This is a genomic window from Allomuricauda sp. TY007 (assembly GCF_010468565.1).
GTDB lineage: Bacteria > Bacteroidota > Bacteroidia > Flavobacteriales > Flavobacteriaceae > Flagellimonas.
In genome coordinates this window covers 242,619-258,049 of sequence record NZ_WUEG01000003.1, presented here as the reverse complement: position 1 = coordinate 258,049, position 15,431 = coordinate 242,619, and the positions used below count along the sequence as shown (strand labels likewise).

General features: G+C 41.3%; 11 protein-coding genes. 10 read left to right on the top strand and 1 reads right to left on the bottom strand.

Going from position 1 to position 15,431, the window contains the following annotated elements:
- Positions 1–138: 138 nt before the first annotated feature.
- From ileS to GO009_RS04505, 4 genes are read left to right on the top strand one after another with little or no spacing between them, the layout of a single operon-like run.
- Positions 139–3,540 carry an isoleucine--tRNA ligase gene (ileS, locus tag GO009_RS04520; RefSeq protein WP_163625022.1) on the top strand — a complete coding sequence of 1,134 codons (3,402 nt, stop codon included), beginning with the start codon at positions 139–141 and terminating at the stop codon, positions 3,538–3,540.
- A gap of 3 nt (positions 3,541–3,543) precedes the next feature.
- Positions 3,544–3,927 carry a TraR/DksA C4-type zinc finger protein gene (locus GO009_RS04515; protein WP_014032448.1) on the top strand — a complete coding sequence of 128 codons (384 nt, stop codon included), beginning with the start codon at positions 3,544–3,546 and terminating at the stop codon, positions 3,925–3,927.
- A 28-nt stretch (positions 3,928–3,955) separates the two neighbouring features.
- On the top strand, positions 3,956–4,576 hold the full coding sequence (locus GO009_RS04510; RefSeq protein WP_163625021.1) for a hypothetical protein: 621 nt from the start codon (positions 3,956–3,958) through the stop codon (positions 4,574–4,576).
- A 33-nt stretch (positions 4,577–4,609) separates the two neighbouring features.
- Entirely contained in the window at positions 4,610–5,260 is a 651-nt protein-coding gene (locus GO009_RS04505) for a lipoprotein signal peptidase (RefSeq protein ID WP_163625020.1), read from the top strand.
- Here GO009_RS04505 and GO009_RS04500 read toward each other — a convergent pair.
- Positions 5,248–5,811, bottom strand: coding sequence for a 5-formyltetrahydrofolate cyclo-ligase (locus GO009_RS04500; RefSeq protein WP_163625019.1), 564 nt, complete (start codon positions 5,809–5,811; stop codon positions 5,248–5,250). The two genes, GO009_RS04505 and GO009_RS04500, sit on opposite strands and share 13 nt — an antisense overlap.
- A 474-nt stretch (positions 5,812–6,285) precedes the next feature.
- On the opposite strand from GO009_RS04500, the gene uvrC reads away from it, so the two are divergent.
- From uvrC to pgi, 6 genes are all read left to right on the top strand, one after another.
- Positions 6,286–8,079, top strand: a complete 1,794-nt coding sequence (gene uvrC / locus GO009_RS04495) for an excinuclease ABC subunit UvrC (protein WP_163625018.1) — start codon at positions 6,286–6,288, stop codon at positions 8,077–8,079.
- Positions 8,080–8,082: 3 nt separating this feature from the next.
- The gene (locus GO009_RS04490; protein ID WP_163625017.1) at positions 8,083–10,350 is read left to right on the top strand and encodes a patatin-like phospholipase family protein; all 2,268 of its coding nucleotides are present in this window, start codon (positions 8,083–8,085) and stop codon (positions 10,348–10,350) included.
- A gap of 336 nt (positions 10,351–10,686) precedes the next feature.
- Positions 10,687–11,469 carry a DUF3108 domain-containing protein gene (locus GO009_RS04485; RefSeq protein WP_163625016.1) on the top strand — a complete coding sequence of 261 codons (783 nt, stop codon included), beginning with the start codon at positions 10,687–10,689 and terminating at the stop codon, positions 11,467–11,469.
- An 11-nt stretch (positions 11,470–11,480) separates the two neighbouring features.
- Entirely contained in the window at positions 11,481–12,455 is a 975-nt protein-coding gene (locus tag GO009_RS04480) for a tryptophan 2,3-dioxygenase family protein (protein ID WP_163625015.1), read from the top strand.
- An 8-nt stretch (positions 12,456–12,463) separates the two neighbouring features.
- The gene (locus GO009_RS04475) at positions 12,464–13,747 is read left to right on the top strand and encodes a peptidoglycan DD-metalloendopeptidase family protein (RefSeq protein ID WP_163625014.1); all 1,284 of its coding nucleotides are present in this window, start codon (positions 12,464–12,466) and stop codon (positions 13,745–13,747) included.
- Positions 13,747–15,384: a glucose-6-phosphate isomerase gene (gene pgi, locus GO009_RS04470; protein WP_163625013.1), complete on the top strand. Its 1,638-nt coding sequence runs from the start codon at positions 13,747–13,749 to the stop codon at positions 15,382–15,384. The genes GO009_RS04475 and pgi overlap by 1 nt, the downstream gene beginning before the upstream one ends.
- Positions 15,385–15,431: the final 47 nt, after the last annotated feature.

Here is a 15,431-nt window from a genome sequence, read left to right as displayed (position 1 = left end):
ATTTATGTTAAGAAGTGATTTGGCGCTTATCATATTTAGGTTAAGGGAATTAAGTGAATTCTAATGTAAAAAGGGAGGGTATAATTCCATCTAAATTTATAATTTTGCAAACTTGAATTCTACTAGAAGAAGCAGTATATGAAGTTTGCGGAGTATAAGGGATTGGATTTGCCAAAAGTATCTGAGAACATTCTTGACTTTTGGAAGGACAAACAGATTTTTGAAAAGAGCGTTTCCACCAGGGAAGGCAAGGAGAGCTACGTGTTTTACGAAGGCCCACCGTCCGCAAACGGAATGCCAGGGATTCACCACGTGATGGCACGTACCATTAAGGATATATTCCCAAGGTACAAAACCATGAAAGGGTTTCAGGTTAAAAGAAAAGCGGGATGGGACACCCACGGCCTACCTGTGGAAATCGGAGTGGAAAAGGAACTGGGCATCACCAAAGAGGATATTGGAAAGAAAATATCGGTAGAAGAGTACAACGCAGCTTGTAAAAAAGCAGTAATGCGTTACACGGACGTTTGGAACGAGATGACCGAAAAAGTAGGGTATTGGGTGGATATGGACGATCCGTACATCACCTACAAGCCCAAGTACATGGAGTCCGTTTGGTGGTTGTTAAAACAGATTTACAACAAAGGGCTTATCTATAAAGGCTACACCATACAGCCATATTCGCCAAAGGCGGGTACGGGATTAAGTTCCCACGAATTGAATCAACCCGGAACATATCAGGATGTGACGGATACCACGGTAACGGCCCAGTTCAAGGCCAAAACCGATTCACTTCCAGAATTTTTGAAGAAAGTTGATGGAGATATTTACTTTTTGGCATGGACGACCACGCCTTGGACGCTTCCATCGAATACGGCATTGACCGTTGGGCCAAAAATTGATTATGTCCTTGTAAAATCATACAACCAATATACATTCGAGCCAATCAATGTGGTGGTGGCCAAAAACTTGGTAGGCTACAATTTTTCTGGAAAGTTTACCCAAGTGGAGACTGAGGAAGAACTGAAATCATTCAAGGAAGGTGACAAAAAGATTCCATACTTAGTTGGCGAATCCTTTGTGGGCAAAGATTTGGTTGGCATTCAGTACGAGCAATTGATAGATTATGTGCAGCCCTACCAAAATCCGGAAAACGCTTTCAGAATAATTGCTGGAGATTTTGTGACTACCGAAGATGGTACGGGAATCGTGCACACGGCACCCACCTTTGGTGCGGACGATGCCTTGGTGGCAAAACAGGCTACCCCAGAGATTCCGCCCATGTTGGTTTTGGACGAAAACGATAACCCCGTTCCATTGGTGGACCTTCAAGGGAAGTTCAGGCCTGAAATGAAAGAGTTTGGTGGCAAATACGTAAAAAACGAATACTACGAGGACGGTGAAGCACCCGAAAAATCGGTTGATGTTGAGCTAGCCATCAAACTAAAAATAGAGAACAAGGCCTTTAAGGTCGAGAAATATGTGCACAGCTATCCAAATTGCTGGCGTACGGACAAACCAATCCTTTACTATCCTTTGAACTCTTGGTTCATTAAGGTAACCGATGTCAAGGACCGCATGTTCGAGCTGAACCAGACCATCAATTGGAAACCAAAATCCACAGGAGAAGGGCGTTTTGGGAACTGGTTGGCCAATGCGAACGACTGGAACCTATCCCGATCACGCTACTGGGGCATTCCATTGCCCATTTGGCGTACCGAAGATGGCAAAGAGGAAGTTATGATAGGCTCTGTTGAAGAGCTAAAGTCAGAAATGGCCAAGGCTGTTGAAGCAGGTGTGTTGGACAAGGATGTATTCGAGGATTTCGTAGTGGGTGATATGAGCGAGGAGAACTACGACAAAATCGACTTGCACAAAAATATTGTGGATGGCATCACTTTGGTTTCTCCATCTGGGCAGCCTATGAAACGTGAAGCCGACCTTATCGACGTTTGGTTCGATAGCGGTTCCATGCCCTACGCGCAATGGCACTATCCGTTCGAAAACAAGGAATTGATAGACGATGGCGTAGCATTTCCGGCCAATTTTATTGCCGAAGGTGTGGACCAGACCCGAGGTTGGTTCTATACCCTGCATGCAATAGCCACCATGGTTTTTGATAGCATTGCCTACAAAAATGTAGTCTCCAACGGGCTTGTTTTGGATAAGGAAGGCAAAAAAATGTCCAAACGATTGGGCAATGCGGTAGATCCTTTTGAGGTGTTGCCAGAGCACGGCCCGGACGCTACACGTTGGTACATGATCTCCAACGCCAACCCATGGGACAACCTTAAGTTTGATATAGAAGGAGTTGTTGAGGTAAAGAGAAAGTTCTTTGGAACGCTGTACAATACCTACTCTTTTATGGCGCTTTACGCCAATATTGATGAGTTTGATTATTCGGAAGCCGATATTCCATTAAAGGACAGGCCAGAGATTGATCAGTGGATCTTGTCCGAGCTCCACACCTTGATCAAAAATGTGGATGAAGCTTACGGAGATTATGAAGCCACCCGAGCCGCTCGAATGATTTCCGATTACGTTCAGGAAAACTTGAGTAACTGGTATGTTCGCTTGAGCAGAAGACGTTTCTGGAAAGGGGATTATCAAACTGATAAAATTTCCGCTTACCAAACGCTTTACACCTGTTTGGCGACCGTAGCCAAATTATCCGCGCCGATAGCTCCTTTCTTTATGGATCAATTGTACAGGGATTTAGACGCTACCACCAAAAAAGAAGGTTTTGAAAGTGTGCATTTGGCTGAGTTTCCTGTTTTTGATGCCAATATGGTGAACAAGGATTTGGAGCGCAAGATGCAGTTGGCCCAAAAAATTTCTTCTTTGGTACTTTCCATCCGTCAGAAGGAGAAAATAAAGGTGCGCCAACCGCTTCAAAAAATCATGATTCCTGTTTTGGACGATCAACAACGTGGAGACATCGAAGCTGTTTCCAATTTGGTGAAATCCGAAGTAAATGTGAAGGAAATCGAGATGTTGGACGATGCTTCGGGAGTGCTTGTAAAACAAATAAAACCCAACTTTAAGGTGTTGGGCCCGAAATTTGGTAAGGATATGAAGGCGATTGCCGCGGCCGTATCAAAATTGGGTCAAGAGGACATCCAAAAAATGGAACGTGAGGGTGAATTATTGCTACAGTTGGAAAATAAAACCGTTAATTTACAGTTAACCGATGTAGACATCAGCTCTCAGGATATCGAGGGCTGGTTAGTGGCAAGCTCAGGCCCTTTGACTGTGGCTCTTGATGTAACTATAGATGAAACCTTGCGAAAAGAGGGGATTGCGAGAGAGCTTGTGAACCGAATCCAGAATCTTCGAAAGGAATCCGGGTTTGAGGTGACTGATAGAATTGATATTAAGATATTGAAGGACGGCTTTGTGGAAAATGCGGTTTCCAGTAACGAGGATTACATCAAAACGGAAACTTTGACCGCTGAGCTCAACTTTGAAGAAAAACTTGAAGAAGGTATAGCAATTGCCTTTGATGAAGTGAATACAAAATTGTTTATTCAAAAACATTAGAAAATGGCAGAAGATTCAACAGTAAGATATTCCGACAAGGACCTTGCAGAATTCAGGGCTTTGATAGAGGAAAAAATAGAGAAGGCCAAGAAACACTTGGAACTTTTAAAGAGCTCCTACATGAACGATGGTAACAACGGTACAGATGATACTTCACCAACGTTTAAAGCATTTGAGGAAGGCTCTGAGACCATGAGCAAGGAAGCGAACACCCAATTGGCCATCCGTCAGGAGAAATTTATCCGCGACTTAAAGAATGCGCTATTGAGAATTGAGAACAAGACCTATGGTGTTTGCAGGGTTACCGGAAAGCTCATCAACAAGGAGCGATTAAAGCTTGTGCCCCATGCTACTTTGAGCATTGAGGCGAAGAACATGCAGAAGTAATTGAAACGCCTTCGGGCGTTTTTTATTTATGAGGGCACTATTGTTTTTGTTCGTTTTTTTTGCGCTCGGGCATGTTCATGCGCAAAAATTGGTAAGGAAGGCCTTTATTGGCCCCCGAACGGCAACCATTCAGATTGATGCCCGATATTGCTATCGAATTGACCTAAAAACAGCACCAACCGATGAGGTCCATGTTGCTGCGAGCATGGAGGGTGAATATGCCAAGGATTTATTGATTTCCATAGAGCAAAGTGGAACCACCGCTATGATAAGTGCAGATTTTCAGCCCCTTTTTGTAAACCCGAACGATAAACTCAGTGCGCATAAAGTGGTTTCCATAGCTTTGGAAATCAGTGTTCCCGAGTATAAAAGTGTGGATGTATTTGGAACCAATACCAATTTGTATGTCTCGGGAAAATATGAAGATTTGAATGTTATTTTGTCCGATGGGCGCTGTACCTTGGAGAATGTTTCCGAGTCTGTTAAAGTGACCACCCAAAAAGGGGATATATTGCTGTCGGTTCCTAGCGGTGATATTGTTGCTGAAAGCATTTACGGAAAAGTGGAAAAGGAAGTAATTCCCAAAGGCTACAATCAATTTATTCTGAAGACGATAGAAGGTGACATCATCCTGACCAAAACAAAATAATATCCATATTTTTGCAATCCTTTTAGTTAAAGCATGAATTTAAAAAAGTCCCTTGTTATCATCATACTGATTCTGCTAGTAGATCAGATCAGTAAAATCTATATCAAAACCAGTTTTATCTTGGGCGAGGCCCATGATGTGTTTGGCTGGTTCAAAATTCTTTTTATTGAGAATGAGGGAGCTGCCTGGGGGACCAAATTGAGCGATTTGTTGCCCATTTCCGAGCCAGTGGGAAAACTGATCTTGACCATTTTCCGAATTTTTGCCGTTTTTGGAATTGGATATTGGCTGTGGGACATTATTAGAAAACAATCACCCAAAACTTTGATTTTGGCGGTTTCCTTAATTTTCGCCGGAGCGGTAGGTAATATTATCGATTCTGTTTTCTACGGAATCATTTTTGATCATAGCAACGGACAAGTTGCTACGCTTTTTGCCGAAGAGCCTTATGGAAGTTTGTTCCACGGCAAAGTGGTGGATATGCTTTATTTTCCTTTGGTGGATACCACATGGCCAGATTGGGTTCCCTCTTGGGGAGGTCAACGTTTTCGTTTTTTTGAGCCAGTGTTCAACATTGCCGATACAGCAATAAGTACAGGGGTGGGAATTTTGATCGTATTCAATAAAAAAGCATTTCCAAAGGAGGAAGATAAGAAAGAGGCCGTTGCCGATCAGAATGTATAAACTTTTTGTGGGGTAACGCAGTAATCCAATTTTACATCGTTTTCATTTACATCGGTAATTGGTTCGCTTTCAGCTTCAAAAAACGATAAGCCAATTTTTATGGTTTCCTTGGGGCATTTGTTCAAAAAGGTATCGTAAAAGCCCTTTCCGTACCCAACCCTGTTGCCCAAAACATCAAAAGCCAGTAATGGTACAAAGACTACATCAATTTTGTTTTCAGGGACTTCAATGCCATCCAGAGGTTCGGGTACGCCCCAGGCACTTTTTTTTAAAGAAGTATTGTCGGTGAGCAAATAATTTTCCATGGAATTGCTGCTTACCACTTTGGGGACCACCACGTTTTTATCCTTTCCTTGGAGAAGTGTTATCAAAGGCAAAGTGTCCACTTCGTTCTTTTCCTCTATGCTAAGAAATATGTGGTAATAAAAAAAATCCCAGATAGGGATTTGGAGTATATTATTGGCCATTGCCAAACTAAAATCAGAGGCTTGTTCAGAAGTAACTTCAGCTCTCAGATTTGTGTATTTTTTTCTTAATTCATGTTTCAACATGTAACTGTTGAAGATTTTGGGGTTGTTTTAGGACAATGAACCGTTACTCTCCTTTGTTGGTTGCAACGGAGAAAAATATTTTGAAGAAAAGCATCAAAATCAAGTACATTCCCAAAACGATAATATAGTTTTCCATCGGACTGTATTTAGATGGTTAAATGTAAGTAAAACAATTGAAAATTTTACTATGAAATGCACTTTTTATCGACGAAATGCACAATTTTTAGCAACTGTTTAACAAACCAGACCCAATCCCAATTGTTAAATTGCATGGTTTCCTTAGTTTTTTTAGGGAAAAACCCTTGTTTGGGTTTGAGGAGGCAAAATTCTGATTATGTGTACTTTTTGATGCATGCTAAAGTGAGAACGGTCAAATATCAATGCAAAACGGGAATTGATCAAGTTTAACAATTATCACAGCAATTAAAATATAACTTTGTTATAAAGTCAAAAAGTTCATTTTTCAGAGCTCGTATGTCCAAATCGGTATCCCTAAAAGTACAGTTAAGTTCGCTCCCCAATAATCCAGGAGTTTATCAATTTTATGATGCCGATGGAAAGATTCTGTATGTGGGAAAGGCCAAAAACCTCAAAAAAAGGGTTTCCTCGTATTTCAATAAAAAGCAAGAGTATGGCAAAACCCGGGTACTGGTAAAGAAGATCCATTCCATTAAACATATTGTGGTGCCTACGGAGTCGGATGCCCTTTTGTTGGAGAACAATCTCATTAAAAAACTGTTGCCCAGATACAACGTTTTGCTCAAGGACGATAAATCCTATCCGTGGATCTGTATTAAAAATGAAAGATTCCCCAGAGTATTTTCCACACGAAAACTGATCAAGGACGGTTCCGAATACTTTGGCCCCTACACCAGCATGAAAACGGTGAGGACGCTTCTGGATCTGGTAAAGAGCCTGTACCCATTGCGTACCTGCAACTACGACCTTTCCGAAGAAAAGATCGGAGCAGGAAAATACAAAGTGTGCTTGGACTATCATTTGGGCAATTGTTTGGGGCCTTGCGAGGGACTTCAGAGCGAAAAAGAGTATCATGACCAGATAGAGGACATTAGGCAAATCATAAAAGGAAACTTAAAAAACTCCATACAGACCTTTAAGCAGCAAATGAAGGATTTTGCCGAGAAAATGGAGTTTGAAAAGGCGCAGCGTGTAAAGGACAAAATTGAAGTTCTGGAAAATTATCAGGCCAAATCCACCGTAGTGAACCCCAAGATCAACAATGTTGATGTGTTTTCGATTATTTCTGATGAGACCCATGCCTATGTCAACTTTTTACAGATTTCCCACGGGGCCATAATTAGGTCTCATACTCTGGAAATAAAGAAGAAGCTTGATGAAACCGATGAAGAATTGCTCCAATTGGGCATAACCGAAATTCGGCAGCGCTTCAACTCAAAATCCAAGGAAGTGTATTTGCCATTCCCTGTTACCGTGGAAGATGATGTAAAGGTGACCCTGCCCAAGTTGGGCGATAAACGTAGAATTTTAGACCTGTCCGAACGTAATGCAAGGTTTTACCGTCAAGATAGGTTGAAGCAGATCAAAATTACCGACCCAGACCGCCATGCCAAACGGATCATGGCACAAATGAAATCCGATTTGCGCCTTTCGGAGGAGCCACGACATATAGAGTGTTTTGATAATTCCAACATACAAGGTAGCAATCCCGTTGCGGCCTGCGTTGTTTTTAAGAACGGAAAGCCATCCAAAAAGGATTACCGCCATTTCAATATAAAAACGGTAGAGGGGCCGGACGATTTTGCCAGTATGGAGGAGGTGGTCTTTAGGAGATACAAAAGATTGCTCGATGAAGAAGAGCCCCTGCCCCAACTTATTGTGATTGATGGAGGGAAAGGACAATTATCGTCAGCGTTAAAGAGTTTGGAAGTTTTGGGTCTACGGAGAAAAATCGCCATTATTGGCATTGCCAAGCGTTTGGAAGAAATCTATTTTCCGGATGACCCAGTACCGTTGTATTTGGACAAAAGGTCGGAAACTTTAAAAATAATACAGCAACTCAGAAACGAGGCACACCGGTTTGGGATTACCCATCATCGGAACAAAAGGAGTAAGGGTGCAATTAGTTCAGAATTGGTTAATATTGATGGGATAGGAGAAAAAACTGCCCAGCAACTATTAAAAAGCTTTAAATCGGTAAAACGAATCAAAGAAGCGTCCCTGGAAACTTTAACAGCTTCCGTTGGGGTGTCCAAGGCAAAGAAGATTTATAAAACTTTTCATAAGTAAGCAATGCGAAAAAAATTAACAATCACAACACTTTTAATTGCTTTACTAGGTGTGGTGGGGATGGCCCAAAACACTACAGACAAAAAGTCGCCAAAAGTTGGGCTGGTACTAAGTGGAGGCGGCGCCAAGGGCTTGGCTCATATTGGCGCATTAAAGATTATTGAGGAAGCTGGTGTTAAAGTGGATTATATTGGCGGAACCAGTATGGGGGCTATTGTTGGAGCTTTGTACGCATCGGGCTACTCCGCCCAGCAATTGGATTCCATTTTTAGGAGTACCGATTTTACCGATTTGATACAGGATAATGTTCCCCGAAGTGCAAAAACTTTTTACGAGAAAGAGGATTCCGAACGCTATGCCCTTTCCTTGCCCTTCGAAAATTTTAAGGTAACCTTCCCGCAAGCTATTTCTGGCGGACAGAACATATACAACCTATTGGTTCAGCTCTTGTACCATGTAAAGGATGTGCAAGATTTCAGAAAATTGCCTACACCTTTCTTGTGCGTGGCCACCAATGTGGAAACTGGGGAAGAAATTCTGCTGGACAAAGGATACCTGCCCGAGGCCATTGTGGCAAGTGGAACATTCCCCTCGCTTTTTGAACCTGCAGAAATTGATGGACAGATCTTGATCGATGGCGGCGTGGTGAACAACTACCCTATAAATCAAGTAAAGGCAATGGGGGCAGACATTATTATTGGGGTGGACGTGCAGCACGATCTGGCCACAAGGGAATCACTTTCTTCGGCTACGGAAATATTGCTTCAGATCAATAATTATCGTACCGTAAACGATATGAAGAAAAAATCCAAGGAAACCGATTTGTATATCCGGCCGGACATTGACGAGTTTTCCGTTATTGCTTTTGATAAGGGCAAACAAATTGTTAAAAGCGGGGAGGCTGCAGCCCAAAATAAAATGGATGAGCTAAAACAAATAGCACAAAGTCAAAATGAGGCCCCAAAACCCCGTAAAAGAATAGAGATGGTGGACAGCTTAACCATTAACAGGATGATCATTAAAGGTAACGACCAGTACACCAGAGGATATATTAAAGGTAAGTTGAGGTTTAACCTGGCGGAGAAGATTTCGTTTGATGAGTTAAAGCAAGGAATGAGCAATCTTTCGGCAACGGGAAACTTTAAGGCAATCCGGTACGATCTTGTATCGAACGGTCTGGGTACGGACTTGATTCTAAAACTTAAGGAAAACCCAATCAAAATGTACATTAAAATGTCTGCTCATTATGATGATCTATATAAAAGTGCGGCATTGATCAATCTCACCAAAAAGAATTTTTTAATGAAGGATGATGTGGCTTCCTTCGATTTTATTCTTGGTGATCACATTAGGTACAACATGCAGTATTATTTGGATAAAGGCTATTATTGGAGCTTTGGAGTCAACTCAAAATTGACCGATTTTGATGCTGAAACCGATTTTTCTTTGATTCAAGGCAACTTTAATGTTCCGAACGATCCCAATATCCAAAGAATCAATATAGATGTGACAGACCTTACCAACCAAGTGTATCTACAAACCGTTCTCCAAGAAGAGTTTGCCTTTACCGTTGGAGCAGAGCACAAATTCTTGAACTATAGTACCCGAACACTAAATCAAATAGATACAGAAGGGGAAGTTGCAATGTCGGCATCCAACAAAAGGACTACTTTTGAAAACTCCAATTATTTTAGTGCCTATTCCCAAATAAAACTGGATACATACGATGATAAATACTTCCCTACCAAGGGTCTTTTGTTTGATGGAGACTTTCATTTTTACGCGTTCTCTTCCGATTACAACGATAATTTTAGCCAATTTGCTGTCGGGAAGGCAAAGTTAGGCGGCGTTGTCCCCATACTAAACGATTTGAGTCTGCAGTTGGAAGCTGATGGAGGCGTAAAACTGGGAACATCGCAGATAACCTCGTTTGATTTTATTTTGGGAGGTTTTGGCAACGATTTTGTAAACAATTTTGTGCCCTTTTTCGGGTACGATTTTCTTAGCTTGCCAGGCAATAGTTACATTAAAGGATATAGCCGTTTGGATTACGAATTTACCTACAAGCACCATTTGCTGTTCTCGGCCAATTATGCCAATATCGCCGACGATCTTTTTAGAACAGGGGATTGGTTTAAAGAGCCAAATTTTTCGGGTTATGGGGTAGGCTATGGTTTCGAATCTTTTCTAGGACCGATTCAAGTATACTATTCTTGGTCTCCGGAGGTAAGTGAAAGCAATATTTTCTTCAGTGTCGGATATTGGTTCTAATATAAATCACTTGATCAATTAGGTTGATTCTCTTAATAATTTGTCAAAAAAACCGGTAAAATCAACCAATAATATAAGTGTTTAGTTAAAGTCCGTTAAAAACACTTTTTCCTACAAAAGCTTGCCGTATCTTTGACCCACATAAGGGGTGGTTCCCTTATAACTTTAAGTATTGGTTTTTCATAATTTAAAGTTTGGTTGGTTATTTAGGAAAAGCCCAGTCTCGAGACTGGGCTTTTTTTGTTTATACTATTTTGGAATAAGTTTTGTTTAAGTATATGTGAACAACATGGCCCCTAAAGTGATTTTACTAATTTTATATCAAGAAAATTGCAAATGAAAAAGATTATAATACCTACACTATTGCTTCTTTTGTCAATGTCCGCTATGGGTCAGAGTTCACGCCCTGCCTTTAAACCGGGGGAATGGCTAAAATTTAGGATACACTATGGCATTCTAAATGCCAGTTATGCCACATTGCACTTAACTTCCAAAACTTTGGACGATATCCCCGTCTATCATGTTGTGGGGAAAGGCAAGACCACAGGATTTGCAAGTATATTTTTTAAGGTCGACGATACCTACGAAAGCTATTTTGGCCGTGAACACGGTAAACCCTACAAGTTTATCCGAAAAATAGATGAAGGAGGTTATACCAAGGACATAGAAATTGAATTTGATTACGATAAGGACAAAGCGATTCTGATTGACAACAAAAATGATACAAAAAAGAACATTGCCATACATGATGGGATTCAGGATTTGATATCCGCCTCGTATTATTTAAGAAGCAACTACAATCTTGAAGAGTTTGAAGAAGGGGAATCCATTAATTTGGATATGCTTTTTGACGATGACGGGGTTTTTAAGTTCCAGTTAAAATATTTGGGAAAAGAAATCCTTAGGACCAAGTATGGAAAGGTAGAATGTCTTAAATTTAGACCCTTGGTTCAGTCCGGTCGAGTTTTTAAGGAAAAAGAAAGTCTTACACTTTGGGTTTCCAACGATTGGAACAAAATACCCATCCGAATAAAGGCAGATTTGGCCGTAGGGTCTTTAAAAGCTGACTTAGATGGTTACAACGGACTTAAGAACCAGTTTAAAATAATAATGGATTAGTATCGAGATTAATGGATAAGGATGCAAAAATCGCTTCCCAAATAATTAAACTAGAGGAAAAGTTCAAAAACTCAGGGCAGGACTTAAGCTCCTACTTGGATGGACTCCTTTACGAAAGATATCTTACTTACTGGGATTATATCCGCTTGGATACCTTGCTCAGTCTTCAAGTACCGCGAACACATTTTCCAGATGAGGAAATCTTCATCATGTACCACCAGATTACAGAGCTGTACTTTAAACTCATCCTTCATGAAGAAAAACAGATTGTTGAAGACAAATCCCAGGATGTAGCCTTTTTTATAGAAAAAGTTCGAAGAGTCAACAGTTACTTCAAGGCCCTTATATCTTCCTTTAGTATTATGATAAAGGGTATGGAAAGGGAGCAATTCCTACGTTACCGAATGGCTTTGCTTCCGGCAAGTGGGTTCCAATCAGTGCAATATAGAATGATAGAGTTCTACGCCACCCCATTGGAAAATATGGTGCATCCATCCGAAAGGGAATCGTTTTCCTCGGAAAACAGCATAGAAGAACTATTTGAACACGTATATTGGAAAAAAGGAGCAACCGATTTGGCAACGGGCGAAAAAACCCTTACCCTGAAACAGTTTGAGGTAAGATACACGCCCAGACTCTTGCGGATTGCCAATCAGGTAAAGAACAGTACCATATATCATAAATATTTGCAGCTTCCCGATGCATCCAAAAACAATGAAGAGCTGATTTCTGCGTTAAAGACATTGGATTTGAATGCCAATGTAAATTGGCCGTTGATGCACATGGGATCGGCACACAGATATTTGGCAAGGGAAGGCCAAGATGTGGAGGCAACTGGAGGCACTAATTGGAAGGACTATTTGCCGCCAAGTTTCCAGAAAATAATTTTTTTCCCAACTTTGCATACCAAAGAAGAGTTGGATACATGGGGCAAACAATGGGTCGATCATGTTTTTAATCCCGAAAAAGAAGAATACAAGGAATAAGAAGAGAAATGCGGAAAATTATTGGGGCGATATTGACGCTGGCAGTGCTCATATCGTGTAAACAGACGAAAGAACCGGTTATTAATGAAGTAGCAAAGGCAGAACCGATCGAAAAACTTCCAGTGCTGCGCTATGGCTTTAATTTGGATGAGTTCAATGTAGTCCACGATACTGTCCGTAGTGGCGATAGTTTTGGTGAGCTTATGCTCAAGAACAAGGTAGATTACCCAAAAATTGCCGCCATTTCCGAAAAATATCGAGATACTTTCGATGTCCGCAAGATCATGGTGGGCAAACCCTATCTAATCCTTAAATCCAAGGATACTTCCGAGGTTGCCGAAGTCTTTATCTATCAAAACGATAAAATAAACTATACGGTGGTAGACCTCCGCGATTCTACCAAAGCCTACAAGAGCAAGAAAAAAGTAACGTTGGTAGAGCGTGAGATAGGAGGAATTATAGATCATAGTTTGTCCATGTCAATTGATACTTTGGGAGTGGATTACAATCTAACCTTTGCGCTTTCCGATATATATGCATGGACCATCGATTTTGGACGATTGGACAAAGGAGACAAGTTCAAGGTGGTTTTTGATGAGCGATATATCAATGACAGTATTTATGCGGGCATAGGTTCCATAAAGGCAGCTTATTTTGAGCACAAAGGAAAAACCATTTATGCATTTCCATACATATCAGATGCAACTAACAACATCTTGGAGTACTTTGATCAAGATGCCAATAACTTACGCAGTACCTTTTTACGTGCACCGGTTAAATTTAAGTATCGTTTGTCATCTCGCTATAACCTTAAAAGAAGGATAGCTTACTATGGTTATAAGGTACGGCCCCATAAAGGAACAGATTTTGCCGCACCAATAGGAACGCCAATTGTAGCCACCGCTGATGGTACCGTAACGGAATCGACCCGAAGAGGAGGCAACGGAAAATATGTAAAGATCAAGCACAATAGTACCTACAGCACCCAATACCTCCACATGAAGGCACAAAATGTAAAGAGAGGTGACTTTGTACGTCAGGGCGATGTAATTGGTTGGATTGGAATGACGGGAAATACTGGAGGTCCTCACGTTTGTTACCGTTTTTGGAAGAATGGAAGACAGGTGGACCCATTTAAGGAGGAACTTCCCGCTGCTGAACCCATTGCAGATTCGTTACGCGCAGATTATATGGCATATATTGCCCCCCTAAAAGAACAATTGGACTGTGTCGAATTTGTAGACCTAACCCCGGAAGAACCTGAAGAAACCTTAATATCATATACCCAGTAATGGCACTACCCACAATCGACCCTACCACCACCGAAGCCTGGAAAAAACTTCAAGAACATTACCAAGAGACTAAAAACGTACATTTAAGAGAACTATTTTCAAAAGAAGAAGGCAGAGGGAAAAAGCTATCAATTCAGTGGAATGATTTTCTGGTGGACTATTCAAAGAATAGGGTTACCGGTAAAACGTTACAGTTGTTGTTGAAACTGGCCGAAGAAGTTGGGTTGAAAGATGCCATCAAAAGTTATTTTGGAGGGGAACTTATTAATCAAACCGAAGGCAGGGCCGTGCTGCACACTGCCTTGCGGGCCAAAAAGGGGGATAAGGTTTTTGTTGACGGAGAGAATATTGTTGATGAGGTTTTTGAGGTCAAAGAAAAAATCAAATCTTTTTCTGAAGCCATTATTTCTGGAGAAAGAAAAGGACATACCAGTAAAGCCTTTACCGATGTCGTGAATATCGGAATCGGCGGGTCGGATTTAGGACCTGTGATGGTGACCGAAGCCTTGAAGTTCTATCAAAATAACCTGAAAACCCATTTTGTGAGCAACGTGGATGGCGATTTGGTTCACGAAGTCTTAAAGGAACTCGATCCCGAGACCACTTTGTTCGTTATCGTATCAAAGTCGTTTACTACGCAGGAAACATTGTCCAATGCATTGACCATAAAAAAATGGTTCTTGCAAAGTGCATCCGAAAAAGATGTGGCCGATCATTTTGTGGCAGTGTCCACCAACCTTGAAAAAATCAAGGAATTTGGTATAGCCGATAACAATGTATTCCCTATGTGGGATTGGGTCGGTGGTCGATTCTCACTTTGGAGCGCCGTTGGATTATCCATAGCCCTATCAGTAGGATACAAAAACTTTGAAGCCCTTTTGACCGGAGCCCATGAAATGGACGACCATTTTAAAGAAACCCCATTTGAAGAGAATATTCCAGTGGTGTTGGGCTTAATAAGTGTTTGGTACAATAACTTTTACAAAGCAGAGACCGAGGCCATCATCCCATACACACAATATTTGCACCGCTTTTCCGCATACTTGCAGCAAGGTATTATGGAAAGCAACGGAAAAAGCATGGATAGAGCAGGGCACAGGGTTGGGCATGAAACCGGCACCATAATTTGGGGAGAGCCGGGGACCAATTCACAACATGCCTTCTTCCAGTTGATTCACCAAGGAACCAAACTGATTCCAACAGATTTTATCGGATATAAGGAATCGCTGCACGGTGATGTGGACCACCATAATAAATTGATGGCCAATTTCTTTGCACAGACCGAGGCCTTGATGAACGGGAAAACCGCTGATGAGGTAAAACAAGAACTCGAATCCCAAGGCTTGTCGGGTGAAGAACTTCAGAAACTGCTTCCTTTCAAAATCTTTGAGGGAAACAAACCTACCAATACCATCTTAATTAAAAAGCTTACGCCGAAAAGCCTTGGCGCACTCATTGCACTTTACGAGCATAAGATATTTGTTCAGGGCGTGGTGTGGAATATCTTCAGCTATGATCAATGGGGCGTGGAATTAGGTAAGCAATTGGCCAAAAATATTTTGGTCGACATCGAAAATTCAAAAATTGGTAAGCACGACAGTTCCACATTGAACCTTTTACATTTTTTTAAGGAGTAGGTTGTCATCTTCTCAAATTAGGAACAAAACCGTAAACAATTGTTTGT